This window comes from Actinomadura xylanilytica (genome assembly GCF_030283145.1).
GTDB lineage: Bacteria > Actinomycetota > Actinomycetes > Streptosporangiales > Streptosporangiaceae > Spirillospora > Spirillospora xylanilytica.
The window spans coordinates 617,106-643,379 of record NZ_JASNWE010000003.1; the positions used below are offsets into that span (position 1 = coordinate 617,106).

Annotated in this window: 23 protein-coding genes; 16 read left to right on the top strand and 7 right to left on the bottom strand. The window is 74.8% G+C overall.

Annotation, left to right across the window (positions count from 1 at the left end; genetic code table 11):
* Positions 1-119 precede the first annotated feature (119 nt).
* The 13 genes from QP090_RS20565 (at position 120) to QP090_RS20625 (ending at position 13,029) form a co-directional block, all read left to right on the top strand.
* Positions 120-3,386 carry an AfsR/SARP family transcriptional regulator gene (locus QP090_RS20565; RefSeq protein WP_285940735.1) on the top strand — a complete coding sequence of 1,089 codons (3,267 nt, stop codon included), beginning with the start codon at positions 120-122 and terminating at the stop codon, positions 3,384-3,386.
* A gap of 82 nt (positions 3,387-3,468) precedes the next feature.
* Positions 3,469-5,043, top strand: a complete 1,575-nt coding sequence (locus tag QP090_RS20570; RefSeq protein WP_285940736.1) for an MFS transporter — start codon at positions 3,469-3,471, stop codon at positions 5,041-5,043.
* A gap of 46 nt (positions 5,044-5,089) precedes the next feature.
* Positions 5,090-5,542 (top strand): MaoC family dehydratase, encoded by a 453-nt coding sequence (locus tag QP090_RS20575; RefSeq protein WP_285940737.1) that lies wholly within the window; start codon positions 5,090-5,092, stop codon positions 5,540-5,542.
* A gap of 96 nt (positions 5,543-5,638) precedes the next feature.
* Positions 5,639-6,562, top strand: coding sequence for an SPFH domain-containing protein (locus tag QP090_RS20580; RefSeq protein WP_285940738.1), 924 nt, complete (start codon positions 5,639-5,641; stop codon positions 6,560-6,562).
* An 11-nt stretch (positions 6,563-6,573) separates the two neighbouring features.
* A complete protein-coding gene (locus QP090_RS20585; RefSeq protein WP_285940739.1) occupies positions 6,574-6,876 on the top strand; it encodes a type II toxin-antitoxin system antitoxin in 303 nt (100 codons plus the stop codon).
* Positions 6,877-6,879: 3 nt separating this feature from the next.
* Entirely contained in the window at positions 6,880-7,515 is a 636-nt protein-coding gene (locus QP090_RS20590) for a GOLPH3/VPS74 family protein (protein ID WP_285940740.1), read from the top strand.
* Positions 7,516-7,790: 275 nt separating this feature from the next.
* Entirely contained in the window at positions 7,791-8,882 is a 1,092-nt protein-coding gene (gene rsgA / locus QP090_RS20595; RefSeq protein WP_285940741.1) for a ribosome small subunit-dependent GTPase A, read from the top strand.
* A gap of 56 nt (positions 8,883-8,938) precedes the next feature.
* Positions 8,939-9,451, top strand: a complete 513-nt coding sequence (locus QP090_RS20600; protein ID WP_285940742.1) for a GNAT family N-acetyltransferase — start codon at positions 8,939-8,941, stop codon at positions 9,449-9,451.
* 310 nt (positions 9,452-9,761) lie between these two features.
* Positions 9,762-10,454, top strand: a complete 693-nt coding sequence (locus QP090_RS20605) for a lysophospholipid acyltransferase family protein (RefSeq protein ID WP_285940743.1) — start codon at positions 9,762-9,764, stop codon at positions 10,452-10,454.
* 58 nt (positions 10,455-10,512) lie between these two features.
* The gene (locus QP090_RS20610) at positions 10,513-11,100 is read left to right on the top strand and encodes a 3'-5' exonuclease (protein WP_285940744.1); all 588 of its coding nucleotides are present in this window, start codon (positions 10,513-10,515) and stop codon (positions 11,098-11,100) included.
* 10 nt (positions 11,101-11,110) lie between these two features.
* Complete coding sequence (locus QP090_RS20615; RefSeq protein ID WP_285940745.1) at positions 11,111-11,524, top strand: ankyrin repeat domain-containing protein; 414 nt, start codon at positions 11,111-11,113, stop codon at positions 11,522-11,524.
* Between the two features lie 8 nt (positions 11,525-11,532).
* On the top strand, positions 11,533-11,664 hold the full coding sequence (locus QP090_RS20620) for a TetR family transcriptional regulator C-terminal domain-containing protein (RefSeq protein WP_285940746.1): 132 nt from the start codon (positions 11,533-11,535) through the stop codon (positions 11,662-11,664).
* A 69-nt stretch (positions 11,665-11,733) separates the two neighbouring features.
* Positions 11,734-13,029, top strand: coding sequence for an alpha/beta hydrolase family protein (locus QP090_RS20625; RefSeq protein WP_285940747.1), 1,296 nt, complete (start codon positions 11,734-11,736; stop codon positions 13,027-13,029).
* Positions 13,030-13,083: 54 nt separating this feature from the next.
* Here QP090_RS20625 and QP090_RS20630 read toward each other — a convergent pair whose 3' ends face one another.
* Positions 13,084-14,154 (bottom strand): mechanosensitive ion channel family protein, encoded by a 1,071-nt coding sequence (locus tag QP090_RS20630; protein WP_285940748.1) that lies wholly within the window; start codon positions 14,152-14,154, stop codon positions 13,084-13,086.
* A 264-nt stretch (positions 14,155-14,418) separates the two neighbouring features.
* On the opposite strand from QP090_RS20630, the gene QP090_RS20635 reads away from it, so the two are divergent.
* Positions 14,419-16,131, top strand: coding sequence for a CocE/NonD family hydrolase (locus QP090_RS20635; protein WP_285940749.1), 1,713 nt, complete (start codon positions 14,419-14,421; stop codon positions 16,129-16,131).
* A 187-nt stretch (positions 16,132-16,318) separates the two neighbouring features.
* On the opposite strand, the gene QP090_RS20640 is transcribed toward QP090_RS20635, so the two are convergent.
* Together QP090_RS20640 and QP090_RS20645 are read right to left on the bottom strand one after the other, a co-directional pair.
* The gene (locus QP090_RS20640; protein ID WP_285940750.1) at positions 16,319-16,774 is read right to left on the bottom strand and encodes a peroxiredoxin; all 456 of its coding nucleotides are present in this window, start codon (positions 16,772-16,774) and stop codon (positions 16,319-16,321) included.
* Positions 16,775-16,794: 20 nt separating this feature from the next.
* Positions 16,795-18,060 (bottom strand): serpin family protein, encoded by a 1,266-nt coding sequence (locus QP090_RS20645; RefSeq protein ID WP_285940751.1) that lies wholly within the window; start codon positions 18,058-18,060, stop codon positions 16,795-16,797.
* A gap of 173 nt (positions 18,061-18,233) precedes the next feature.
* Between QP090_RS20645 and QP090_RS20650 the strand changes: the two genes are divergently transcribed.
* Entirely contained in the window at positions 18,234-19,514 is a 1,281-nt protein-coding gene (locus QP090_RS20650) for a glycosyltransferase (protein WP_285940752.1), read from the top strand.
* A 225-nt stretch (positions 19,515-19,739) separates the two neighbouring features.
* Positions 19,740-22,706: a helix-turn-helix transcriptional regulator gene (locus QP090_RS20655; RefSeq protein WP_285940753.1), complete on the top strand. Its 2,967-nt coding sequence runs from the start codon at positions 19,740-19,742 to the stop codon at positions 22,704-22,706.
* Between the two features lie 42 nt (positions 22,707-22,748).
* On the opposite strand, the gene QP090_RS20660 is transcribed toward QP090_RS20655, so the two are convergent.
* From QP090_RS20660 to QP090_RS20675, 4 genes are read right to left on the bottom strand one after another with little or no spacing between them, the layout of a single operon-like run.
* On the bottom strand, positions 22,749-23,813 hold the full coding sequence (locus tag QP090_RS20660) for an NAD(P)H-dependent amine dehydrogenase family protein (protein WP_285940754.1): 1,065 nt from the start codon (positions 23,811-23,813) through the stop codon (positions 22,749-22,751).
* Positions 23,810-24,256 carry an SDR family oxidoreductase gene (locus tag QP090_RS20665; protein ID WP_285940755.1) on the bottom strand — a complete coding sequence of 149 codons (447 nt, stop codon included), beginning with the start codon at positions 24,254-24,256 and terminating at the stop codon, positions 23,810-23,812. The genes QP090_RS20660 and QP090_RS20665 overlap by 4 nt, the downstream gene beginning before the upstream one ends.
* Positions 24,257-24,270: 14 nt before the next feature.
* On the bottom strand, positions 24,271-25,224 hold the full coding sequence (locus QP090_RS20670) for an ornithine cyclodeaminase family protein (protein ID WP_285940756.1): 954 nt from the start codon (positions 25,222-25,224) through the stop codon (positions 24,271-24,273).
* A 55-nt stretch (positions 25,225-25,279) separates the two neighbouring features.
* On the bottom strand, positions 25,280-26,272 hold the full coding sequence (locus tag QP090_RS20675; protein ID WP_285940757.1) for an ABC transporter ATP-binding protein: 993 nt from the start codon (positions 26,270-26,272) through the stop codon (positions 25,280-25,282).
* Positions 26,273-26,274: the final 2 nt, after the last annotated feature.

Here is a 26,274-nt window from a genome sequence, read left to right on the forward strand (position 1 = left end):
GCGTCGCGGATCTTCGCGGGCGCCGTCGATCCGGCACCCGGGCGCCGTCCGCGGGCACCGCCCGGGTGCCGCCGACCGGGGTGGCACGGAACATGCGGCGATAGGCCACAATCAGGGCTATGCAGTTCGGCATCCTCGGGCCGGTGGAGGCGCGCGGCGACGACGGGACATCGATCGCCGTGGGCGGTCCTCGCGTGCGCGCGCTCCTGGCGCTGCTGCTCCTGGACGCGGGCCGGACGGTCACGGCGGAACGGCTGATCGACGGGCTGTACGGGGACGATCCGCCGAGCGGCGCCGCCAACGCCCTCCAGTCCCAGGTGTCGCGGCTGCGGCGCGGGCTGGGGCCCGCCGGCCTCGTCGAGGGCCGCCCGGCCGGGTACCGGCTCAACGTCGACCCGGGCGACGTGGACGTCCACCGGTTCGAACGGCTCGCGCGGGCGGGGCGCCGGGCGCTGACCGGCGCGGACACCGCGGCGAACGGCCCGGGAGGCGCCGTCGCGGGCGTCCGGGACGCTGCGCGCGCGGCGGACCTGCTGCGCGAGGCGCTCGGGTTGTGGCGCGGGCCCGCGCTGGCCGATCTGGCCGACGTCCCGTTCGCCGGGGCCCAGGCGGCCCGGCTGGAGGAACTGCGCGTCGCGGCGGCCGAGGACCGCGCGGAGGCCGGGCTGGCGCTCGGCGAGCACGGGCCGCTGGTGCCGGGGCTGCGCGACCTGGTCGCGGCGCACCCGCTGCGCGAGCGGGCGCGGGCGCTGCTGATGCGCGCGCTGTACGGGGACGGGCGGCAGGCCGAGGCCCTCTCGGTGTACGAGGACGCGAGGCGGACCCTCGCCGACGAGCTCGGCGCCGACCCCTCGTCCGAGCTCGCCGGCGTGCACCTGGCCGTCCTGCGCGGCGCGCCCTCCGCCCCGGAGGCCGGGACCGGAGCGCGGGCCGCCGGGTCTCCCCCGCCGCCCGCACGTCCGCTCGGCGTGCCCGCGCAGCTCACCAGCTTCGTCGGGCGCGAGGACGAGCTGCGGCGGGTCGGGCGGATGCTCGCCGAGGGTCGCCTGGTCACACTGCTCGGGCCGGGCGGGGCGGGCAAGACCCGGCTGGCGATCGAGGCGGCCGGGCGCGAGGACGGGGAGGTCTGCTTCGTCGACCTGGCCCCGCTCGGCGCCTCGTCGGAGGTGCCGAAGGCGCTGCTGGGCGCGCTCGGGCTGCGCGAGAGCGGGATGCTGCCGAACCCGGCCGAGCCGCCGGGCCCGTCCGCCGAGGCGCGGGACGAGCGCCCGCGCGATACCGCCGAGCGGCTGGCCAGCGCGCTCGCGGGGCGGCGGATGCTGCTGGTCCTCGACAACTGCGAGCACGTCGTGGAGGCGGTCGCGCGGCTCACGCACCGGCTGCTCGGCGCGTGCCCGGAGCTGCGTGTGCTGGCCACCAGCCGGGAGGCGCTCGCGATCACCGGTGAGGCGCTGCGCCCGCTGCCGCCGCTGGCGCTCCCGCCCGAGGGCGCCGCCCCGGACGAGGCGTCCGCCTACCCGGCGGTCCGGCTGTTCGCCGACCGGGCCGCGGCCGTGCGGCCCGGTTTCGCGGTGGACGAGGTCACCCTGGCGGCGGTCCTCCAGATCTGCGCCGCGCTCGACGGGCTGCCGCTGGCCATCGAGCTCGCGGCGGCGCGGCTGCGGTCGCTGCCGGTGACGGAGGTCGCGGCGCGCCTGGACGACCGGTTCCGGCTGCTGTCGCGCGGCAACCGCACCGCGGCGCCGCGCCACCAGACGCTGCGCGCGGTGGTCGAGTGGAGCTGGGGGCTGCTCGGCGAGGACGAGCAGACGCTCGCGCGGCGGCTGACGGTGTTCGCGGGCGGGCTGACCCGCGAGTCGGCCGAGGGGGTCTGCGGGCTGCCGCCGTACGACACCGACGAGCTGCTGGCCGGGCTGGTCGACAAGTCGCTGGTGCAGACCGACGGCGTCCGCTACCGGATGCTCGACACCGTCCGAGCGTTCTGCGCCGAGCAGTTGGCCGAGGCGGGCGAGACCGAGCGGCTGGAACGGGCGCACGCCGCGTACTTCCTCGACCTCGCCCGCCGCGCCGACCCGGAGCTGCGCGGGGCGGCGCAGCTCGAGTGGCTGGAGCGGCTCGCGGCCGAGCACGCCAACCTGCACATGGCGCTGCGCCGCTCGGTGCACACCCATCCGGTGTTCGCCCTGCATCTGGTCGCCGCGCTCACCTGGTACTGGTGGCTGCGCGGACGGATCGAGGGCGCGCCGCTGGCGATCACGCTGCTGGACCGCGTCGGCCTCGACCCGCCGGAGGGGCTGGAGGAGGAGTACATCCTGTGCGTCACCAACGCGCTGTCGAGCGGATTCACCGGGGCGCGGTCGACGGCCTGGCTCGACCGGGCCACCACGCTGCTGGAGGGCATCGACCGGACGCTGCGATACCCGTCCACGCTGGTGCTGTGGGCGCTCACCGCCGGTCCGCCCCGGACCGACCCCACCACGCTGCACGAACGGCATATCGGGGCGGACCCCTGGTCGCAGGCGCTCATCGCGATGAGCGAGGGGTTCATGCAGCAGTACGCCGGTGACGTCGACGGCGCGGAGGCGGCGTGCGCGACGGCGCTGGCGAGGTTCCGGGCGACCGGCGACCGCTGGGGCATGGCCAACACGCTCGACTCCCTCGCCCAGATCCGCGACTGGCGGGGCGACCGGGAGCGGTCCCTGGAGCTGCTGGACGAGGCGCTCCGCCTGACCGGGGAGCTCGGCGCACTGGAGGACACCGCCGACCTGCTGTGCCGCCGCGGCGAGGTGTACGTCCACAGCGGCGACCTCGCGGCGGCGGAGGCCGACTACGAGCAGGCGATCGTGAACGCGCGGCAGGCCGGCACGCCCGACAAGGTGGGCGCGGGCCGCTGCGGGCTCGGCAACGTCGCGCGCCACCGCGGCGACCTCGCCGGGGCCTGCGCGCTGTACGAGTCCGCGCTGACCGGCTTCGCGTCCAAGCGCTTCATCGCGGCGGCGGTACGGCTGTCGGCCCAGGTCGGGCTCGGCTGGATCGCGGCGGCCGAGGGGGACGCGGCGCGGGCGCGGGCGATGCACCGGGCCGCGCTGAAGCTCACGTTCGACCACCCGGTCTTCATGTACCGCGCGGCCACGGCCGTCGGCATGGCGGGCGTCGCGCTGCTGGAGGGCGACGGCGAACGGGCCGCACTGCTGATCGGCGCGTCCACCGCGATGCACGGCATCCAGGTGCCCGGTGACCCCGACGCCGTGCGGGTCGCCGCCGCGGCCCGCGCCCTCATCGGCGACGGCCCCTTCGAGGCGGCCCGGAGCCGCGGCGCGGCGCTCCCGGCGGAGGACGCGTTCGCTCTGGTCATCGACGAATCCTCGCCCCGCACGACGGCCTGACCGGCCGCCGGCCGCCGCGGCGCACCGCCGTGGTCAGCGGGTGGTGCGCGGACGGTCAGCGGCGGCGCCCAGGCTGCGGGGCATGAGCACTCCACCCGTCTCCACCGCCCGCAAATGGGCCACCCTCGCGATCTGCGCCCTGATGGCGCTGGTCCCCAACATCGACCTGACCGCGCTGAACCAGGCCATCCCGCATCTGACCGCCGACCTCGCGCCGTCGGCGACGCAGATCCTGTGGATCGCCGACGCCTACGGCTTCGCCCTCGCCGGGCTGCTGATCACCATGGGCGGGATCGGCGACCGGATCGGCCACAAGCGGCTGCTGCTCATCGGCGCCGGGCTGTTCGCGGCGGCCTCCGCGGTGACCGCCTACGCCCCGTCCGCCGAGCTGCTGATCGCGGCGCGGGCGCTGCTCGGGGTCGCCGGGGCCACGCTGATGCCGTCCGCGCTGTCGCTGATCCGCCGGGTCTTCACCGAGCCCAAGGAGCGGACGATGGCGATCGGGATCTTCAGCGGGGTCGCCGGGCTGGCGGTCGGGCTCGGCCCGGTGCTCGGCGGCGCGCTGCTGGACCACTTCTGGTGGGGCTCGGTGTTCCTGATCAACGTGCCGATCATGCTGGTGGTGCTGCTGGCCGGGGCGGCCGTGCTGCCGGAGTCGCGCAACCCGGTGCCCGGCCGGCTCGACCTGGCCAGCGTGCCGCTGTCGGTCGCCGGCGTGCTCGGCCTGGTGTACGCGGTGAAGGAGGCCGCCGCGCACGGCATGGAGCCGCGGGTCGCCGTCGCCGCGGTGATCGGCGTCGCCGGGCTGGCGGCGTTCCTGCGGCGGCAGACCCGGCTGGACAAGCCGCTGATCGACGTCCGGCTGTTCCGGAAGGCGGCGTTCAGCGGGTCGGTCGGCACCAACATGTTCGCGATGTTCGCCCTGGTCGCGCAGTCGCTGATCTTCTCGCTGTACTTCCAACTGGTGATCGGCTGGTCGCCGCTGATGTCCGGGCTGGCGGGGCTGCCCGGCGCGCTCGGCGCGATGATCGGCGGCGCCGCGCTCGCCCCGCCGCTGATCGGCCTGCTCGGCCGGGCCCCGGTGGTGGCGGCCGGCATGGCCGTCTCGGCGGCGGCGTTCGCGCTGTTCCTGCTGTTCGGCGTCGACACCCACTACCTGGTGATGGTGGGGCCGATGCTGCTGTCCGGGCTCGGCATGGGGATGGCGATGACCGTCACCGCCGACACCGTCCTGGCCACGGTGCCCAAGGAGCGCTCCGGTGCCGCGTCCGCGATCTCCGAGACCGCCACCGAGCTCGGCGGCGCGCTCGGGATGGCCGTCCTCGGCAGCATCCTGAACGCCGTCTACCGCAACGCCCTGGAGCTTCCCGCGGGCGTGCCCCCGGCCGCCGCGACCGCCGCCCGCGACTCCGTCGGCGCGGCCCTGCACGCCGCCGCGGCGCTGCCCGCGCGGCTCGCGGGGCAGGTCGCGGACGCCGCCAAGATCGCGTTCATGGACGGGCTGCACGCCGCCCTGCTGTGCAGCGCCGGCTTCGCCGCCCTGGTCGCGGTCGGCGCCCTGCTCACTCTGCGCGGCGTGCCCAGGGTCATCCCGGCGGACGACGGCGACGCCGCCGGGCCCGCCGGCCGGGACAAGGTCCTGGCCGCGGAGTTGTAGGACGGCGCGCTTGGCGGGCGGAACGGGCGGCCGGGAGCATCGGTCCGTGAGATCTTTCGAAAACCTCGACGCGTTCGCCGCGGCCAAGGGCGAGCACCTTGGCCACTCCCCTTGGCGGCAGGTCACCCAGGACCGGATCGGCCTGTTCGCCGACGCCACCGACGACCACCAGTGGATCCACGTGGACCCTGGGCGGGCGGCCGGCGAGGGCCCGTTCGGCGGGACGATCGCGCACGGCTACCTGACGCTGTCGCTGGTCACGGTGTTCATGCAGGAGATCTTCTGGATCGAGGGGCTGACGATGGCGGTCAACGTCGGGCTCAACAAGGTCCGCTTCCCCGGCCCGGTGAAGGCCGGGGCGACGATCCGCGGCGGCGCCGAGCTGATCGACCTGAAGAACTCCCCCGCGGGGAAGCTGGCGACGGTGCGGGTGAAGGTCGAAGTGGAGGGCGAGCGGCGGGCCGCGTGCGTCGCCGAGACCCTCTCCCTCTACGCCTGAGTCCCCTTCGTCCGGTCATCCCGTCCTCTTCGGGAAGGGCGTCTTGGCAAAGTGATATCACTTTGCTAGATTGATGCCATACCCGAGGAGGGCAGGATGACCGAACCGAACATGAATCCCGCGGTGGACGTGCGGATGCCCCGGCCGAAGATCTCCGAGCGTCCCGGCCGGGACCTCGGCGGCTGGCCGATGCTGGGCGTGGCCCTGGCACTGATCGTGCTCGGCGCGGCGGCGATCGCGGTCGGCGCGGTCGCCGGCGGCGCCGGGCTCGTGGGCGGGCTGGTGGCCGGCGTGCTGCTGATCATCGCCGGCGCGGTGCTGGCCGCCGGGCTCACCCCGGTGGCGCCGAACGAGGCCCGGGTGCTCCAGGTGCTCGGCCGCTACGCCGGGACGGTGCGGACCGACGGGCTGCGCTGGGTCAACCCGATCACCGAGCGGCGCCGGGTCTCCACCCGGATCCGCAACCACGAGACCGGGCACGCCAAGGTCAACGACCTGGACGGCAACCCGATCGAGATCTCCGCCGTGGTGGTCTGGCAGGTCGAGGACACCGCGCGGGCGGTCTTCGAGGTGGACGACTTCGTGGAGTTCGTCGCCTTCCAGACCGAGGCGGCCGTCCGGCACATCGCGGGCAGCTTCCCCTACGACGCCGCCGACCGGATCTCGCTGCGCGACAACGCCGACGAGATCACCGCGATGCTGTCGCGGGAGCTGTCGCTGCGGGTGGAGTCGGCCGGCGTCACCATCGTCGAATCGCGGATCACCCGGCTGGCCTACGCGCCGGAGATCGCCCAGGCGATGCTGCGCCGCCAGCAGGCCGGCGCGGTGGTCGCGGCCCGGCAGCGGATCGTCGAGGGGGCGGTCGGCATGGTGCAGCTGGCCCTCGCGCGGCTCGACGAGCAGAACGTGGTCGACCTCGACGAGGAGCGCAAGGCCGCCATGGTCAGCAACCTGCTGGTGGTGCTGTGCGCCGACCGGGACGCCCAGCCGGTGGTCAACACCGGCACGCTCTACCAGTGACCCCCTGACCCGTGGCCTCCGAACGCAAGAAGATCCTGCTGCGGCTCGACCCTGCGGTGCACGACGCGCTGGCCCGCTGGGCGGGGGACGAGCTGCGCAGCACCAACGCCCAGATCGAGTTCCTGCTGCGCGGCGCGCTGGCCGAGGCCGGGCGGATGCCCGGCACGGCGGGACGGATGCGGCGGCCCGGACGGCCGTCCAAGGAATCGGCGGAACCCCCGGCGGGTGACGGCTCCGGTGACGGCCCTCGGAACGGCACCGGAGACGGCCCCGGAGAGGGCCCGTCCTCCGACGGGAAGAAGAGCGAGGATTAGGTCATGGTCGAGATTCCCGACTCGCTGCCGGCGAGGATGTTCCTCCTGGCGTACGACGTGAACAAGCAGCGGATGGCCGGGTCCGGCGGGCGGCTCGGGTACGTGCTGCGCGCCGCGGCGCTGACCGAGCTCTACCTCGACGGGCGGCTGGCCGAGGAGCGGCGCAGGCCGGTGCCGGGCACGCCCGGCGACGACCCGTACGGGGTACTGGCGCAGATCTCGGGGTCGCGGCCCCGGTCCTGGCAGTACTGGGTCCGCAAGGACAACCGCGCGATCGTCGGCACGGTGCGCGCGGAGCTGGAGCGCGGCGGCTGGATCCGGGTCCGGCGGCGCCGGGTGCTCGGGCTGTTCCCCTCGACCCGGGTGACCGTCCGCGACACGCGCGTGGTGAAGGAGCTGTGGGGCGGCGCCTCGTCCGCCCTGCGCGGGCGGCCGGTCGCCCACGTGAACAGCTACGACGCGGCGGCGGTCGCGCTGGCCGCCGCGGGCGAGCTGAAGACCGTCCTGCCCGGGAGCGACCGGCGCCGGCACAAGCGCCGCATCGAGGAGCTGACGGCGCGCTCGGGGCCGGCCGCCCCGGCCGTCCGCAAGGTGATCCGCTCGCAGCGCGCGGCGGCGGTCGCGTCCTCCGGAGGCTGAGGCCGGCGGACGAGGCCGCTGCGGCGAAGTGGCGACCGGCCTTCGCCTGCCAGGTACGTGGTACTCTCCCTGTGTTGATATCGGAGGACCGAGTTGAGAGGGAGGTGAGGTTGATGACCGCGGTGAAGACCGCTGCCGTGTGCAGCGCCCAGGTGATCCTCACGTCCCGGGCCCCGGTCTGACCCACTTCCCTCCCCCTCGCCGCGTGCCGTCCGGCTCGCGAGGCGGGGTGGGGTCCGCGTCTCGTCGGGGCCCTTTCCCACAAGGTGTCTCACGTGCATTCTCCCTTCACCGATTTCTCCTTCCCGGCCGATGGCGGCCTGTCCAGGTACGGATGGACCGAAGCGCTCGACAGCGCCTTCGCTGAGCACCGCGGGGCCGGCCTGACGCCGGCCCGGATCGCCCGCGTGGACCTCGGCCGGTGCGAGGCGGTCACCGAGAACGGTCTGGTCCGGGCCCGCATATCACGGTCGCGGTACGCCGATCCGCTGCTCGCGCCCTGCACCGGCGACTGGGCCGCGCTGAGCCCGTCACCCGATCCGGGACTGGTGGCGCTGCTGCCGCGCCGCGGCGCGATCGTGCGGTCCTCCGCCTCGCGGTCCTCCCATGGGCAGGTGCTCGCCGCCAACGTCGACACCGTCGTCGTCGCCGTCTCCCTGGCCGTCCCGCTGAACCGCGGCCGGGTGGAACGGCTGCTGGCCCTGGCCTGGGACAGCGGCGCCCAGCCGGTGGTCGTCCTGACCAAAGCGGACCTGGCGGCCGATACCGCCGGCGTCCACAGCGAGGTCGGCGAACTGGCCCCGGGCGTGGAGATCGTGACCACCAGCGCGGTCACCGGTCAGAACATGGACGTCCTGACCGCGCTGCTGAGCGGGACCACGGTCCTGCTCGGGCCCTCCGGGGCGGGCAAGTCCGCCCTGGGCAACGTCCTGCTCGGCGACGAGGTCCTCGCCACCGGCGCGGTCCGGGCGCAGGACGGCAAGGGCCGCCACACCACCGTCCATCGCGAACTGCTCCTCCTTCCCGGCGGCGGCGTGCTCATCGACACCCCCGGCCTACGCGGGATCGGCCTCCACGACGCCGCCGACGGCCTGGCGCAGGTCTTCGCCGAGATCGAACACCTCGCCGAGGACTGCCGCTTCAGCGACTGCGGCCACAACACCGAGCCCGGTTGCGCGGTCCAGGACGCCATCCGGGCGGGGGAGCTGGCCGAGCGCCGGCTGGCCAGCTTCCGCAAGCTGCAACGCGAGAACGACTGGGCGGCGTCGCGCACCGATTCCCGGCTGCGCGACGAACGCGTCAACCGGCAGAAGGCCATCACCAGTCATCTGCGCGCGACCTACAGGCTCCGGGACAAGCAATCGTGAACGACGGACCGCAGACCCCTTCCTCCTCTGACACCGAAACGGAATCGCACACCACCATGAACAGCGTCTGGACGACCCGCACCGAGTCCGGCGGCGACGTCGCCGCGATCCGCGACGTCAACCTCGCCGCCTTCCCCACCGCCGAGGAGGCCGACCTGGTCGAGGCCCTGCGCGCCGACCCGGCGGCGTGGCTTCCCGGCCTGTCCTGGGTCGCTCAGGCCCCCGACGGGACCATCGCCGGATTCGCACTGCTCACCCGGTGCCATGTCGGAGACGTCCCCGCCCTGGCCCTGGGGCCGTGCGCCGTCCGGCCCGGCCACCAGAGGCAGGGCGCGGGTTCGGCCGCCATCCGCGCCGCCCTGCGGGCCGCCCGAGAACGGGACGAGAACCTGGTCGTCGTCCTCGGCCACGCCGAGTACTACCCGCGCTTCGGCTTCACCCCGGCCTCGGGCCACGGCATCCGGCCGCCGTTCGAGGTCCCCGACGAGAACATGATGGCGCTCGTCTTCGACCCCGCGCGCCCGGTGCCCTCCGGCACCATCCGCTACGCGACGGCGTTCGGCGTCTGACGTCCGGCCGGCCCGTGCGGGGACGTGATGCGTCCCCGCACGGGCCTCCCGTGCGTGCGGCGGCCGGTCGGCGGGCCTACTCAACGAAGAACTCGACCGGGACGTTGCCCGGGTCGCGTTGGAGCAGGGGCGGACCTGGTGGGCCTGCTCGCGGCGGCGTCCGAGAGACCCGACGTGGCCTTATCGAGTGGTGCACGACTCGGTTGAGAGCGATAAAGTCTGTCAAGAGTTCTTGTCGACAAATTCTGCGGCACCATCTTGTATCGCGCACCGACGGTGCTCGCGCGGACGCGGACCATAACCTCCCGGCATGGACGCTGATCGCCTGATCTACCCGCTCATGAAGCACGTCGTGCTCGGCCCCGCGATGCACGTGGCGTTCCGGCCGCGGATCGAGGGCCTGGAGCACCTCCCGCGGAGCGGGCCGGTGATCCTGGCGGCCAACCACCTGGCGGTCTGCGACTCGTTCCTGCTGCCGCTGATGGTGCCCCGGCAGGTGTTCTTCCTCGGCAAGAACGAGTACTTCACCCAGCCGGGGATCCGGGGCCGGGTCCAGGCGGCCTTCTTCCGCGGCGTCGGCGCGATCGCGGTCGACCGCTCGGGCGGGCGCGCGGCGCTCGCCGCCATGGACGCCTCGGCGGAGGTACTGGAACGCGGCCAGGTGTTCGCCATCCACCCGGAGGGCACGCGCTCCCCCGACGGGCGGCTCTACCGGGGCCGCACCGGCGTGGCGAGGCTGGCGCTGCGGACCGGTGCGCCCGTGGTGCCCGCCGCGATCGAGGGGACCGACCGGGTGCAGCCGCCCGGCCGGACGGTCCCGCGTCCCGGACGGCTCAGCGTCCGGATCGGCGCCCCCATGGACTTCCTCTCGCTGCGCGCCAAGCCCGGCGAGCGGACGACCCAGGCCACGGCCCGCAAGGCCACCGACCAGATCATGCACGCCATCCAGGAGCTGTCCGGGCAGCAGTACGTGGACTCCTACGCGCCGCGGCGCGGGGAGTAACGGGCGGCGCCCGGAAACCCGATTGAGGGGCGGCCCGGAAGGTCGGTATCGTCCCGGCATGGAAACGCACGGGCGCCTGCTCAACGTGATCGACATCGAGGCCACCTGCTGGCAGCACAAGCCGTACGGGCCGGGGCAGGTCAGCGAGATCATCGAGATCGGCCTGTGCGTGGTCGACCTGCGGACCCGCGAGCGGACCGAGCGCCACCGGATCCTCGTCCGGCCCGCGCAGTCCACCGTCAGCGCGTTCTGCACCGAGCTCACCGGGCTCACCCAGGAGGAGGTCGACACCGGGATCGGCTTCGCCGAGGCGTGCGCCCTGCTGGAGCGCGAGCATCGCGCGCACTCGCGGGCGTGGGCGAGCTGGGGCGACTACGACCGCAAGCAGTTCGAGCGGCAGTGCGGCACCGCCCGGGTCCGCTACCCGTTCGGGAGCCGGCACACCAACGCCAAGGCGGCCTACTCCGCCGCGCACCCCGATCTGGGAGCGCGCAGGCTCGGCATGGACGGCGCGCTCCAGCACGCCGGGCTGCCGCTGGAGGAACGGCACCACAGCGGTGTCGACGACGCCTGGAACATCGGCGCGCTCGTCCTCGACACCATGGACCGGGACGCCTGGCCCGCTGACGAGGGACGCCCGCAGTAGGGTGCGGTTCATGACCGAGGCCGATCCTGAGCTGGAGGAGTTCGCGACGCGGCTGTTCGACCTGGCCCGCCGGGGCGAGACCGAGCGGCTGAGCGCGTACGTCGACGCCGGGGTGCCGGCGAACCTCTCCAACGACAAGGGCGACACGCTGCTCATGCTGGCCGCCTACCACGGCCACGCCGGCACCGTGCGGGCCCTCGCCGGGCGGGGCGCCGACCCCGAGCGGGCGAACGACCGGGGGCAGCGCCCCCTGGCCGGTGCCGTGTTCAAGAAGGAGCCCGAGGTGGTGCGGGCCCTGCTCGACGCCGGCGCCGACCCGGGGGCCGGGACGCCGTCGGCGGCCGACACCGCCCGGATGTTCGGCAACGAGGAGTTCCTCGCCTGGTTCGAGGCGGCCGAGGCCGCCAGGCGGGACGGGCACTGAGCGGGACGGTGGCCCGGCGGGTGGCCGACGTCGGGCCCGCGGTGATCGTCTACCACTCGCTCACCGACGGCTCCCCGATCGACGCCGCCTACCTCGAGTCGGTGGTCGACGAGATCCTGATGCCGATCGTCCGCCCCTGACCAAGGTCGGGTACGGCCGGGGCCGTTCGTCCATGGCCGCGGCCCGGCCCGGGCCGGCAGGGTCGGGGGATGCGATCGACCAACAACCCCTGCCGTCCGCGCACGGCCGCCCTCGCCGCCGCGGCCGTGCTCCCGCTCGGGCTCGCCGCATGCGGTTCCGCCGAGCCCGCGGTCAGGACGGCCGCGGGACGGGCCGCCCCGGCGGGCTTCTCGCTGCCCGCTCCGACCGGCGGTCAGGCCGTCGGCACCACCGAGCTGCACCTCGTCGACAAGGGACGCCCCGATCCGTGGGTCGCCGGGAAGACCCGGGAGCTCATGGTCAGCGTCTGGTATCCGGCCCGGCGGGGCGGTGCGCCATCAGGCGGCGCGCGACCGGGCGGTGCGTGGCGCGTCGCGCCGTACCTGCGGCCGGGAGCCGCTAGGGCGGTCGACGCGGCCGGCGCGCTCGGGGTCTTCAAGCCCGGCCAGGTCGACTGGGCGGGCGCCCGCACCCACGCGGGCGAGTCCGCGCCGGTGGACGCGCGGCAGGGGGCACGGCCCGTGGTGCTCTACTCCCCCGGGTTCGGCGTGCCCCGCGCGCTGGGGACCTCCATGGCCGAGGAGCTGGTCAGCCGCGGCTACGTGGTGGTGACGATGGACCACACCTACGAGACGGCCCCGGTGGAGTTCCCCGGCGGGCGGGTCGAGGGGCAGAGGCTGCCGGAATCGGGCCCGCAGCGGCTCCGCACCGCCTTGGCGGCGCGGGTCCAGGACACCCGGTTCGTCCTGGACCGGCTCGCCGCGCTGCGCGGCGGCGCCAACCCCGACGCCGAGGGGCGGACGCTCCCGCGCGGCCTCGGCCGGACGCTCAGCCTGTCGGCGGTCGGCATGGCCGGGCACTCCGCCGGAGGCATCCAGGCCGCCGAGGCCATGCGGCTCGACCGGCGGGTGGACGCGGGCATCGACATGGACGGCACCATGCAGTACGCCGAGGGCGACCTCGTCCAGGCCGCGCGCGAGGGGCTGGACCGCCCGTTCATGCTGATGGGCGCGGCGACCGGCGGCAGCCCGCAGACGCACCTGACCAGCCCGTCCTGGGGATCGCTCTGGGACCGCTCGGCCGGATGGAAGCGCGATCTCAACGTCCCGCGCGCCTCCCACTACTCCTACACCGACCTCCAGGCGTACCTCCCGGGCCTCGCGCGGCGGCTCGGCATCCCCGCCGGGGACCGCGAGGGCCTCATCGGCACCGTCGACCCGGGCCGGATGGTCGCGGCGCAGCGCGCCTACACCACCGCGTTCTTCGACCGGCACCTGCGGGGACGGCCCGGACGTCTGCTCGACCGTCCGTCCCCGCGCCATCCCGACGTCCGCTTCATCGGGTGAGCGGCGGCTGAGCCGGTCGAGGCCGCCGCGGCCCCGACCGGCTCGCCCGTGGCGTCAGCCGGCCGGCGGCGGGCCGCCGGTGGCCGCCACGAGGGTCTGACCGCCGTCCAGGACGACCTTGCGGCGGGGGTAGGGCACCTCCAGCCCCTCCTCGCGGAAGCGGCGGTGCAGGCGCTTGACGAACTCGTGCTTGATGCGGAACTGGTCGCCGAACTCGCCGGTCCGCAGGATCGTGGTGAAGTTGATCGCCGATTCGCCGAAGGTGTGGAAGCGCACCAGGATCTCGGCCTCCTTCACCCCGCCCTTGACGTCGGCCATCACCTCCTCGCCGACCTCGATGGCGATCCGCTCGACCACGGCCAGGTCGGCCTCGTAGGAGACGCTCGCCTGGAGCAGCAGCGACATGTCCTGCGCGGGCCGGTGGTAGTTGGTCAGGATCGTGTCGGAGAACCGCTGGTTCGGGATCACCTCGATGTTGTCCGACAGGGTGCGGATCGAGGTGTTGCGCCAGTTGATGTCGACGACGTAGCCCTCCTGCCCGCTGCTCAGCCGGATGTAGTCGCCGGGCTCGATGGTCTTGGACGCCAGCACGTGCACACCGGCGAACAGGTTGGCAAGGGTGTCCTGGAGCGCCAGCGCGACCGCGAGGCCGCCGACGCCGAGGGCGCCGAGCAGCGGCGTGATCGACACCCCGAGGCTCTGGAGCATCACCAGGATGCCGACGCCGAGCACCACCACCCGGGTGATGTTGGCGAAGATCGTGACGCTGGACGCCATGCCCTGCCGGGCGAGCGCGACCGAGGTGACGATCCCGGCGATGAGGCGGGCCAGCGCCAGCGAGACGATGAGGATGGTCGCGGCGGTCAGCGCCTGCGCGGTGGCGTGCCGGGTGCCGGACTTCATCGGCAGCACGTTGGCGGTGATCCAGGCGCCGCCGATGATCGCCACCGGCACCGCCAGGTCGCGGATCAGCCGGGCGGCCAGGTCGTCCCAGGCCCACCGGGTGTCGCCGGCCCGCCGGAAGAGCCGGCCCGTCAGCACCCGCAGGACGACCGCCAGGGCGAGCGCGACCAGCATGACCACGACCGCGGCCAGGATCTCCGACCAGGTCACCTGATCTCTCATGAGACCCCTCGCGCCGCGCGCTCCGCCGACTCGGGCATGGTGTGGATCGCTCCCTCCGGGCGCCGGTCCGGCCGCCCGTAATGTAGGTGTATGTAGCAAAAATGGGGTATGCGGCAATTGTTAGCCGTGCACCACTGGTCCGAATATCGCCCGATCGTAGTGAACGCCCGGCCCCGCCGTGCCCCGTCCGGGAATACCGGGGGTGCCCGGACCGACGGACCGCCGGCGCCGCCCGTTACGATCGATCAGGTGGTAGGCGTCGGCATGATGCGCCGTTGGGGGGCCACGGCGCTGGGACTGCGGAACGGCCCCCACCGGGTGACGGTCGAGCGCGACCTGGAGGTGCCGGCCTCCGACGGGGTGGTGCTGCTCGCCGACCGGCACGCGCCCGTCGACGTCGAGCGGCCCCCGACCGTCCTGGTCCGCTCCCCGTACGGGCGGCGCGGGCCGTTCGGGCTGATGTGCGGGCAGACGTTCGCCTCGCACGGCTTCCAGGCCGTGGTGCAGAGCGTGCGCGGCGGCTTCGGCTCGGGCGGGGTGTTCGAGCCCCTCGACGAGCACGAGGACGGGCTCGCCACGATCGCCTGGCTCAAGGAGCAGCCGTGGTTCGGCGGCACCTTCGCCATGCACGGCCCGAGCTACCTCGGCTACGTGCAGTGGGCGGTGGCCGCCGAGGCCGGACCCGCACTGAAGGCGCTGTCGATGCAGGTCACCGCGTCGCAGTTCCGCGAGGCCATCAACGTCGGCGGCACCTTCGCGCTGGAGTCGACGCTGATCTGGGTCGACCTCACCGCCCGGATGAAGAACCCGCTGTCGGGGATCACCACCGGGATCATGTCGCCGCGCCGGGCCCGCCGCGCCGCGCTGTCGGGCCGGCCGCTCGGCGAGCTCGACCGGCTCGCGACCGGCGAGCAGCAGCGGTTCTTCCAGGATCTGCTGGTCAGCGGGCCCGACACCCCGTTCTGGGACAAGCGCGACTTCAGCCCGACGGTGGCGCGGGTGCGGGCGCCGGTGAACATGACCGGCGGCTGGTACGACATCTTCCTGCCCTGGCAGCTCAAGGACTACGCCGCGCTGCGCGCCGCCGGGCACCGCCCGTACCTGACCATCGGCCCGTGGTTCCACGCCGACCAGCGGATGATGCGCGACTCGGTCGGCGAGGCCGTGACCTGGTTCCGCGCGCACCTGCTCGACGACCCGTCGGACCTGCGCGAGCAGCCGGTGCGGCTGCTCATCACCGGTGCGGACGAGTGGCGCGAGTTCCCCGACTGGCCCGTCCCGGGCATGCGGGAGCAGCGGTGGCACCTCCAGCCCGGCGGCGCGCTGGCCCCCGGCGAGCCGCCCGCGTCCGAGCCCGACGCCTACCGGTACGACCCGACGCACCCGACGCCGTTCCTCGGCGGGCCCACGCTGCTCGGCGAGAACCATCCGGTGGCCGACCAGCGGCGGCTGGAGCGCCGGCAGGACGTGCTGACCTACACCTCCGCCGAGCTGGACGACGACATGGAGATCATCGGGCCGGTCGCGGCCGAGCTGTTCGTCCGGTCCGACCGCTCGCACACCGACTTCGTGGTGCGGCTGTGCGAGGTGACGCCCGGCGGCGAGTCGTACAACCTCTGCGAGGGGATGCGGCGGCTGCTCCCCGGCGCGCCCGAGCCGGACGCGGACGGGGTGCGGCGGGTGGCGGTGGAGCTGTGGCCCGCGGGCCACCGGTTCAAGCGCGGCAACCGGGTGCGGGTGCAGGTCGCGAGCGGCGCCTACCCGCGGGTGGCCCGCAACACCGGCACCGGCGAGCCGATCGGCACCGCGACCGAGATGCGGATCGCGGCCCAGGAGATCTTCCACGAGCCCGGCCGGGCGTCGGCGATCGTGCTGCCGATCGTCCCGGCGCCCGAACCTGACGAGCCGGACGAGCCCAACGGGCCGGGCGAGGCCAACGGGCCGGACGAGCCCAACGGGCCGGGCGAAGCGGGCTAGGCGTGTCTCAAAGTGCCTCAGCCGTCGCGCGAGCGCGCCACCTGGCCGGTGGGGCGAAGCCGGAGGCGAGCCCGACCGGCCAGATCGCGAAGCGATGCCGCGCTCGCCCAAGCCAGGTCGGCGTCCGAGCCGCCAGGCGAGGACACCGGGCCGGGCTTGGAAACACCGGCCGGACGCCGCCCCGGTCTCAGGCCCCGGCGCCGCGGAGCGCCGCCAGGGCGCGGTCCGCGTGCGCGTTCATCCGGACCTCGCTCTTGACGATCTCCAGCACGCGGCGGTCGGTGCCGATGACGAAGGTCTGGCGCCGGGTGGGCGCGAGCGCGAACCCGCGCTTGACCCCGAAGCGGGCCCGGACCGCGCCGCCCGGGTCCGACAGCAGCGGGTACCCGAAGCCGTGCTTGTCGGCGAACTCCTTCTGCCTGCCCACCGCGTCCGCGCTGATCCCGACCGGGTGCGCGCCGACCTCGGCGAGCTCGGCGACCAGGTCGCGGAAGTGGCACGCCTCGGCGGTGCAGCCGGGGGTCATCGCGGCCGGGTAGAAGAAGAGCACCACCGGCCCGTCCTCCAGCAGCCCGCTCAGCGTGCGCGGCTCGCCCGTCTCGTCCGAAAGTTCGAAGTCGTCCACCACGTCACCGACGTCCATGTCCCGAACCTAGCAGCGGGTCAGGTCCTGGACGGGTCGGCGACGCGGGCGAGGAACAGCGGCTCACCGGTCCGGGTGTCGCGGACGAGCAGCAGGTGGGGACGGTCGAAGACGACCTCGAGCGCCGCCCGCGGGGGCGCCGCGCCCGCCTGCACCCCGGTCGCGGTCGCGGCGGCGGCCTCGGTGCCCCTCTCGTCGACCAGCAGGGTCGCGGCGTGCTGGACGAACGCGACCCGCGCCGCCTTTGGCGAGATGCCGGTGAAGTCGGCGCCGCCGGAGAACATCACGCCCATCCCCAGCCCGCTGAGCAGGGGCTGGAGGTTCTGCCGGGAACGCAGCCTGACCTTGGGCAGCGCCAGATCGACGCGCGCGGGCCGCAGCGCGCCGGTCACCCGGCCGAGTGTGGACGCGTCGAGGCGCGGGCAGCCGGAGGTCGCGGCGGAACCGGGAGTCGCGGCGGGGTCGGGCATCAGGGCGGTCATGCTGAGCCGTCCGCCGGCGTAGGGGAGGTCGACGGCCGTCCAGCCCTGGACGTGCGCGTAGCCGAACGACGCCTCCCGGCTCATCGTCGGCGTCCGGACCGCCTGCCCGGCCGCGGTCGTGAAGCGCGCGGGGCTCGTGTGCGAGCGCTTGAACTCGTCGGCCCACCGCGCCTTGAGGTAGACCGCATCGGTGAGCAGCCAGCCGGTGTCCCGGGTCACCGAGCCCTGCGGCAGCAGGTCGGGGATCTGGCCCGCGGTGGACGTCTCGATCGCCTCGTTGACGGCGCGGCGGGCGCCGTCGGGGTCGCCCTGGATGTCGAGCCGCTTCAGCACGGCGCCGTAGCCGGTGGCCACCCGCGAGAGGTAGCCGCCGTCGGGCGGGAGGGCGAGGTCGGACCAGACCTGGTCGGTGGTCCTCACCGTGGTCTTCTCGCCGTTCAGCGTCGCGAGCGCCTGGGCGCGGGCGTGCAGCGCGGGCAGCGGGTCGCCGTCCGGCAGGTGCAGCCCGGCGGCCATCGCCTTCGCGGTCGCGCCGCGCGCGCCCAGGTAGGCCATGCCGAGGCCGCCGGCGATGCTGCTCGGCGACAGCACCAGGTTCGCGGCGGGGTCCCGCGCGCACCAGGCTGCGAGGAGGTCCAGGCCGAACGCGGTGTCGGCGCGGGCGGCGGTGCGCGGATCGGCGGCGCGGACCGGGGCCGGGTCTGCGCGCGCGACGCGCACCTCCGGCCCGCCGGAGCCGCAGGCCGCGGTGAGGGCGACGGCCGCGAGGCAGCCGAGCGCGAGGGCAGGACGCAGAGGACGCATCCACGTCAGACGTGGTGACACCCGTCACGGTTCCCGTCTCTGACCAGGGGTCGCGCGGATGGGACGCGTTCCGGGGTTTCGCGGAGGCGCCTGGCGGACAGACCATGGGGCGAGCAGGTGTCTAAGACGCAGATACCTCCAGTCTTCCCTCGTGTCGACCCGGAGGTCTCGTCATGTCGCACCCCTTGAACATCTCCCTCGTGTCCACCGCCGATTTCGACGGTGAGCGTGTCGACGCCGTCCACGTCCGGGAGCTCGCGCTGGCCCTGGCCCGCCCGGCCCGCGAGGACGAGCCCGGCAACCACGTCACCGTCTGCGCGCGCCGGCAGGACGGCGCCGCCCGCACCCGGTCGCGGATCGGGCCGGGCGCCTCGCTCCACCACATCGAGGCGGGCCCGGCGCGTCCCCTCGGCGAGGCCGAGACCCTCGACCACGTCCGCGACTTCGCCGACGGGCTGCGCCGCCGCTGGTCCGGCTCCGGACGCCCCGACATCGTCCACGCGCACGGCTGGGTGGCGGGGCTGGCGGCCTGCGCCGTCGCCCGCGAGCTCGACATCCCGTTCGTGCAGAGCAACCACGGCCTCGCGATCGGCGAGCGCCGCTCCGGCGGCGCCGTGCACCCCGCGCGGGCCCGGCTGGAGAAGGCGATCGGGACCGGCTCGGCCGCCGTGCTGGCGGGCCACGCCGAGGAGGCCGGCCAGACGGTGCGGCTGGGCGTGCCGCGCACGAAGATCGCCGTCGTCCCGTACGGGGTGGACGGCGAGCAGTTCGCGCAGACCGGCCCGGCGATGCCGCGCGGCGACCGGGACCGGATGGTGATGGTCTGCCGCGACCTGGAGGCCGGCGACGTCGCCACCGGCATCCGCGCCCTGGTGCACGTCCCGGACGCCGAGCTGACGGTGGCGGGCGGCCCGGAGCGCGAGGAGCTGGAGAACGACCCGGTGGTGCACCGGCTGATCCTGCTGGCCAAGGAGCTGCACGTCGCGGACCGGGTGATCTTCCTCGGCCGGGTGCCCCGCCGGTCGCTGCCCAAGCTGCTGCGCACCGCCCGGCTGGCGCTGTGCCTCGCCCCGCACCGGCCGTCCGCGATGGTGCCGCTGGAGGCGATGGCGTGCGGCGTCCCGGTGGTCGCGGTCAAGGCCGGCGGGAACACCGACGCCGTCCTGGACAAGATCACCGGACTGCACGTCCCGGCGGGCCGCCCGGTCGTGATCGGCCGCGAGCTGCGCCGGCTGCTCGCCGAGCAGACCACGCTCAAGGGCTACTCGATCGCCGCGGCCGACCGCGCCCGGTCCCGCTACTCGTGGAGCCGGATCGCCGCCGAGACGCTGCGCGAGTACGCCCAGGTGCTCCCCCGGCCGGTGGTCGAGCCGGACGCCGAGGACGCCGGCACCGCCGAGAGCGCCGGGGACGGCGGGAGTACGGAGGCGGAGAAGGCCGCCGCCACGGCGTGACCCCCTCCGAAACGCGGGCCCCCGATCCCCCGAGGATCGGGGGCCCGCGTTCTTCACGGGCGCCGCGGCGCCGGCGGCGGCAGGGGGACGGACCGTTCGACGTGCTCCGCATCACGTCACCCGCCGGACCAGGCAGAACGGGCAATTCTGAGCTCCCACGCCAGGTGGGATAATGTGCAACATGATCCAGTGGCAGGACGACGGCGCGCCCTCCGGAGGCGCCCCGTGCTGATCGGCAGGGCCGCCGAACTCGGCGAGCTCACCGCCGCGCTCGACCGGGCCGCGGCGGGCAGCGCCGGGGTCGTCCTGGTCGGCGGGGACGCCGGGGTCGGCAAGACGCACCTGGTCGGCGCGTTGTGCCGGGCCGCGCGGGACCGCGACTGCGCCGTCCTGGTCGGGCAGTGCGCCCAGCTCGGCGAGAGCATGCCCTACCTGCCGCTCACCGACGCGCTGTGGACCGCCGCCCGCGGCGCGTCCGAGCCCGCCCCGCCGGAATCGGAGGCGATCCGGGCCGCGCTGGCCTCCCGCCCGGTGCTCGGCCGCCTCCTGCCCGACGGCGACGGCGTCCCCGGCGGCGCGTCCGAGCTCGGGCAGCAGCAGCTCTTCGGCGCCGTGCTCGGGCTGCTCGGCGAGCTCGGACGGCAGCGGCCGGTGCTGCTGGTGCTGGAGGACCTGCACTGGGCCGACAGCTCCACCCGGCACCTGCTGACGTTCCTCAGCCGCGTCCTGCAACGCGAGCGGGTCTGCCTGATCGGCACGTACCGCACCGACGACCTGCACCGGCGGCATCCGCTGCGCCCGCTGGTCGCCGAGTTGCTGCGGCTGCCGAACGTGTCCGCCGTCGAGGTCCGGCCGTTCAGACCGGGCGAGACCGCCGAGTACCTGACCGCCCTCGGCTCCGGCGCCGCGCCGTCCGCCGAGGAGATCGAACGGGTCCACCTGCGCTCGGAGGGCAACCCGTTCTATGCGGGCGAGCTCTACTCGGCCGCGAGCAGCGGAGAGGAGCTGCCCGCGGGGCTCGCCGACCTGCTGCTGTCCCGGATGGAGCGGCTCTCCGAGAACGCCCAGCGGGTCGTGCGGGTCGCCGCCGTCGCCGGGCGCCGCATCGACGACGAGCTCGTCCGGCAGGTGTCGGGGCTGGACGAGGCCGCGGTCGGCGAGGCGCTCCGCGAGGTCGTCTCCCACCAGCTCCTCTCGCCGCACGGCGCGGTCGGCTACACCTTCCGGCACGCCCTGCTCCGCGAGGCCGTCTACGCCGACCTCCTGCCCGGCGAGCGCACCCGGCTGCACGCCGACTTCGCGCGGCTGCTGGCCGCGATGCCCGGCGGGCGGCAGGGCTCGGCCGCCGAGCTGGCCCACCACAGCCTCGCCGCGCACGACCTGCCCGCCGCGTTCGCCGCGTCCGTGCGGGCCGGGCGCGAGGCCGAACGGGTCGGCGCGCCCGCCGAGGCCCACGAGCACTTCGACCGCGCACTGTCGCTGTGGGACGCGGTCCAGGGCCCCGAGGAGGTCGCCGGGACCGACCGGATGCGGTTCTCCCTCGCCGCCGTCCGCGCGTACGAGCGCGCGGGCGAGATCCGGCGCGGCGTCTCGCGGCTGCGCCGGCTGCTGGAGGCCGCCGATCCCGCCGACGTCCGGCTCGGCGTCCAGATCCGCGAGCACCTGGCCACCGCCCTCGGCGACATCGACGAGGACACCGAGGCGATCGAGATGGCCCGCGCCGCCGTCACCATGCTCCCGGCCGACCCGCCGACGCTGGAGCGGGCCGCCGCGATGGCGACCTATGCCCGCACCCTGCTGATCCGGGACGACGACAGCGAACTCCCCGGATTCGCCGAGCAGACCATCGCCGCCGCCCGCGCCGCCGGGGCCAGGGACGCCGAGGCCAGCGCGCTGGTCACCCTCGGCATCTACCGCGAGTCCCGCGAGGCCGACGAGCCCTCACCCGGGGGATCCTCGCTCCGCTCCGGACCGGACGGCGGCGTGGCCCGGCTCTTCGCCAAGGCCCGCGACCTCGCCCTCGCCGACGAGAACCATCCGGTGGCCCTGCGCGCCTCCTTCCACTGCGCCCGCACCGTCTTCGACCGCGGCGACCTGGCCGGTGCGGCGCGCGCGGCCGACGAGGGCGTCCGGCTGACGCTGCGCAACGGCCTCGGCTGGAGCTCGTTCGGCACCACACTCCGCTGCCTTCAGTACCTGGTCCACTACACGACCGGCGACTGGGCGCGGGCGACCGAGCTGGCTGACGACTTCGGCGCGCAGGTCGTCCGGCCGCCCGAGGCGCAGGTGTCGGCGTACGCGCTGTTCGTGGAGGTCGCCCAGGGCAGCGGCACGGCCGACGAGCGGCTCCGCTGGATCGAGCCGCTGTGGGCCGACGACCAGTTCCTGGCCTTCGTCGCCCGCGGCCTCGCCGCCGAGCAGGCCCTGTGGCGGGACGACCCGGACGCGGCGCTCGCGCATGTGACCGCCGTCCTCAACATGCTCTACCCCTACGAGACCGGGGTCATCAGAATCGCGACGACCGGCCTGTGGGCGCACGCCGAGCGGGCCGCCCGGGCCCGCGCGGCCGGGGACGGCGCCGCCGTCGCCGAGGCCGCCGCCGCCTCGGACGTCCTGATCGAGCGCGCCCGCAAGGTCGCGGTCACCACCCACGACGACCGGCCCCGCGCGTGGCTCGGCCTGGAGGGGCACGCCTGGCTCGCCCGCGCCGAGGCCGAGCACCGCCGCGTCCGCGGCGTCCATGACCCGGACCTGTGGCGGAAGGCCACCGGCGCCTTCACCTACGGCGGCGACGGCTTCGTCTACGAGGTCGCGCGGTCCCGCTGGCGCCTCGCCGAGGCGCTGGCCGAGCGGGGCGAGCGCGACGAGGCCGCCGCCGAGTGGGCCGCCGCCGTCGCCACCGCCGAGCGGCTCGGCGCCGTCCCGCTGCTCGGGGCGCTGCGCGCTCTCGGCACCCGCGCCCGTCTCGGCTCCGCGCGGCCCGCGCCGCGGCCCGGCCCGTTCGCCGCGCTGACCGTCCGCGAGCGCGAGGTGCTCAAGCTCGTCGCCGAGGGCGGCAACAACAAGCAGATCGCGGCGGCCCTGTTCATCTCCCCCAAGACCGCCAGCGTCCACGTCTCCAACATCCTGGCCAAGCTCGGCGCCTCCAGCCGCACCCAGGCCGCCGCGATGGCCCACCGCGAGGGGCTCTGACCCGAGCGGCCGGCGGAGCCCGGCCGGGCTTCGAAACACCGCCTAACGGAGGAGGCCCCGGCCCGGGATGAGGGGCAGGTCCAGCGCGGTGAGGAGGCCGGGCGGCGCCTCCACGACGGCCGGGACGGCGTTGACCAGGCGCATCGCGGTGGCCTTGAGGCCCGCGGTGTTGTGGTCGCCGTCGCCGCCGAGGAGCTGGAGGTCGAGGGTGTAGTCGGGCTCGCCCTTCACCACCACGCGGTAGCAGCCGGCGCCGGCGGGCTGGGGCCAGTCGGGCGCGAGGTCGTCGCGGAGGCGGGTGACGTGCTCCAGGACGACCACGGCGCGGCCGTCCAGCATGCCGGCGACCTCGAAGCGGAGCGCGGCGGCGGTGCCCTCCTCGATGGTGCCGGACGCGACCTGGAACGTCTCGGGCGCGGGGAGGCGGGTGTGGTGCTCGGTGACCTCGTCGAGCGCGACGCCGAGTCCGGCGGCGAGCTGCCGGACGACGCTGCCCCAGGCCATCGTCAGGACGCCGGGCTGGAGAAGCATCGGGGTCTCGGTGAGGGCGCGGCCGAAGCCCATGATGTCGAACAGGACCGTGGCCTGGTCGTAGGTGGCGTAGTTGAGGATCTCCAGGCAGCGGACCTCGTCGACGCGTTCGCTGATGCCGGTGAGGGCGAGCGGCAGCACGTCGTTGGCGAAGCCGGGGTCGATGCCGTTGACGAACACCGACGCGCCGCCCTCCGCCGCCGCCCGCCGGACGGGGTCTGCCATCTCGGGCGGGACGACGCCGTCCGGGAACTGGAGGAAGACCGGGCTGCTGGAGACCACGTTCGCGCCGGACCGCAGGATGCGGCACAGGTCGTCGATCGCCTCGAAGATACGGACGTCGGCCATCGCGGTGTAGACGACGCAGTCGGGACGCAGCGCCAGGAGGGCGGCCCCGTCGGTGGTGGCGGCGACGCCGAGGGGGCCGAGCCCGGCGAGCTCGCCGGCGTCCCGGCCCGCCTTGGCCGGGTTGGACACCCAGACGCCGGCGAGCTCGAGGCCCGGGTGCGCGTCGATCCCCGCGATGGCGTTGCGGCCGACGTTGCCCGTGCTCCACTGGACGACGCGGTACGTCACAGGTCCTCCATGCCGAGGTCGAGGTTGGGGGTGTCGATGCCGCCGTCCACGCGCAGGAGGGTGCCGGTCACGTAGGCGGACGCCGGGGAGGCCAGGTAGACGACCGCGGCGGCGACGTCCTCGGGCTCGCCGATGCGGCCGAGCGGCGTCGCAGCCTCCATCCGGGTGCGCAGCTCGTCGCTGGACGTCACGATGTCGAGCGCCGAGGTGGCGACCGATCCGACGGCGACGGCGTTGATCCGCACCTTGGGGGCCAGGTCGAGCGCGGCGAGGCGGGTGTAGTGCGCGAGGGCCGCCTTGGCGCTGCCGTAGGCGAGGTAGCCGCGGCCCGCGACCCGGCGATCCCGCGGCCCGCCCCGGTGACCACCGCGACCTTGCCGTCGACTCGGAACCGCTCCAGGACCACTGTGCCTCCCTGCGCCGGGTCCGGCCAGCCTAGACACAAGTAGAACGTGTTTCAATCAAGGAAGTCGTAGTCGGTCCCCCGGCCGGCCTCCCGGGCCGCCTGGTAGGCCGTCCAGCCGAGCGCCAGGTCCTGCCAGGGCAGGCCGACCGGCGCGTAGACGGTGACCTCGCCGTCCGCCGCCCGTCCGGGCGCCTCGCCGCGCAGCACCGCGCCCAGGGTGCCGGCGGCGCGCGCGGCGTCCGGCCCGGCGCCGGCCAGGACGCCCATCTCGGTGGCGAGGGCGACGTCGTCGACCACGACGCGGGCGCCCGCGAGCAGGTCGGCGCCGAGTTCGGCCTTGCCGGGCTCGTCGGCGCCGAGCGAGGTGACGTGCGCGCCCGGCGCCACGTCGGCCGCGTGCAGGAGGGGGTCGCGCGCCCAGGTGGCGGTGATGACGATCCCGGCGTCCCGGACGGCGGCGCGGGGGTCGGCCTCGGTGGCCGCGGCGATGCCGAGGCGGGCGCCGTGCCGTCCGGCGAAGGCCGCGGCGCGGTCCTCGTCCAGGTCGGACACGGTGAGCGCGCGGACGGGCCGGAGCGCGGCCAGCCCGCGCAGCACCAGCTCGGCCTGCGCGCCCGCGCCGACGACCGCGACCGTGGCCGCGTCGCCGCGGGCCAGCGCGTGGGTGCCGAGCGCGGCGGCCAGGCCGGTGCGCCACGCGGTGACGGTCGCGGAGTCGAGCAGCGCGAGGGTCTCGCCGGTGCCGAGGTCGTGGAGGGCGACGACGCCCCGCAGCGCGGGACGGCTCCCGGGGAACTTGGCGTTCACCTTCACGGTGTACGCGGGGACGCCCTCGACGAGCCCGGGGATCAGCGTGGTGGCGGTCCCCGGCCCCGGCAGCGGGACGATGACCCGGCGCGCCGGTACCTCCCCCGGCTCGGCGGTGAAGCCCCGGCGCAGCGCCTCCAGGCACCGCGCCGGGTCGAGGACGGACTCGAGGTCGGAACGGTTCAGCAGCAATGTCACCGGATCATCTTCGCGCCCCCGGCCCGTCGGGCGCCGGGCCGGGGGGCGGTCGTGGTCACTGCGGGCGCTGGTGCGCGGCGGTGAGCCCGTCCCAGCCAGTGAGCCAGTCGCGGCCCTCGTTGTCGATGAACGAGCCGGGCGGCGCCTTGACCCGGTGGTCGCGCAGCCATTCGCCCGGCCGCCGCATGCTCGGCCGCACCCGCCCGTCGCTCGGCATGAGCTGCGGCTGGATCGGGGCCGGCAGGGCGGGCGGCGCCGCCCCCTCGTCCTCGATCTGGGCCGCGTCCTTCTCCTCGGCCATCCCGATCGGGCCCTGGCGGCGGGCGTTGAAGAACTGGTTGACCGCCGGGTGGGTGCTAGACAGGATCATCTCCCGCGGTCCGAACATGACCAGCCCGCGGCGGAACAGCAGCCCGAGGTTGTCGGGCAGCACCCGGGCGGTGCCGATGTCGTGGGTGACGATCAGGAAGGTGGCGCCGAGCTCGGCGTTGAGGTCCACGAAGAGCTGGTTGAGGTAGGCGGTACGGACCGGGTCCAGGCCGGAGTCGGGCTCGTCGGCGAGGATCACCTCGGGGTCCAGGACCAGGGCGCGGGCGAGGCCGGCGCGCTTCTTCATCCCGCCGGAGATCTCACCGGGGAGCTTGCCGCCGGCGCCGGTCAGGCCGACCATCTCCATCTTCTCTTCGACGATCCGGCGGATCTCCGACTCGCGCTTCCTGGTGTGCTCGCGCAGCGGGAAGGCGATGTTGTCGAAGATGTTCAGCGAGCCGAACAGCGCGCCGTCCTGGAACAGCACGCCGAACTTTCGGCGCAGCGCATAAAGATCGTTTTCGTTCAGCCGCGGCACGTCGCCGCCGCCGACATAGACGTGACCCCGATCGGGGCGGAGCAGTCCGACCAGGTTCTTCAGGAAGACCGATTTTCCCGTTCCGGATGGCCCCAGCAGGGCGGATATCTCTCCGGCGGGGATCGTGAGGCTCACGTCCTCCCAGATGACCTGTCGGCCGAACGACTTTCTGAGCCCTTCCACCCGGATCTCGACACCCATGG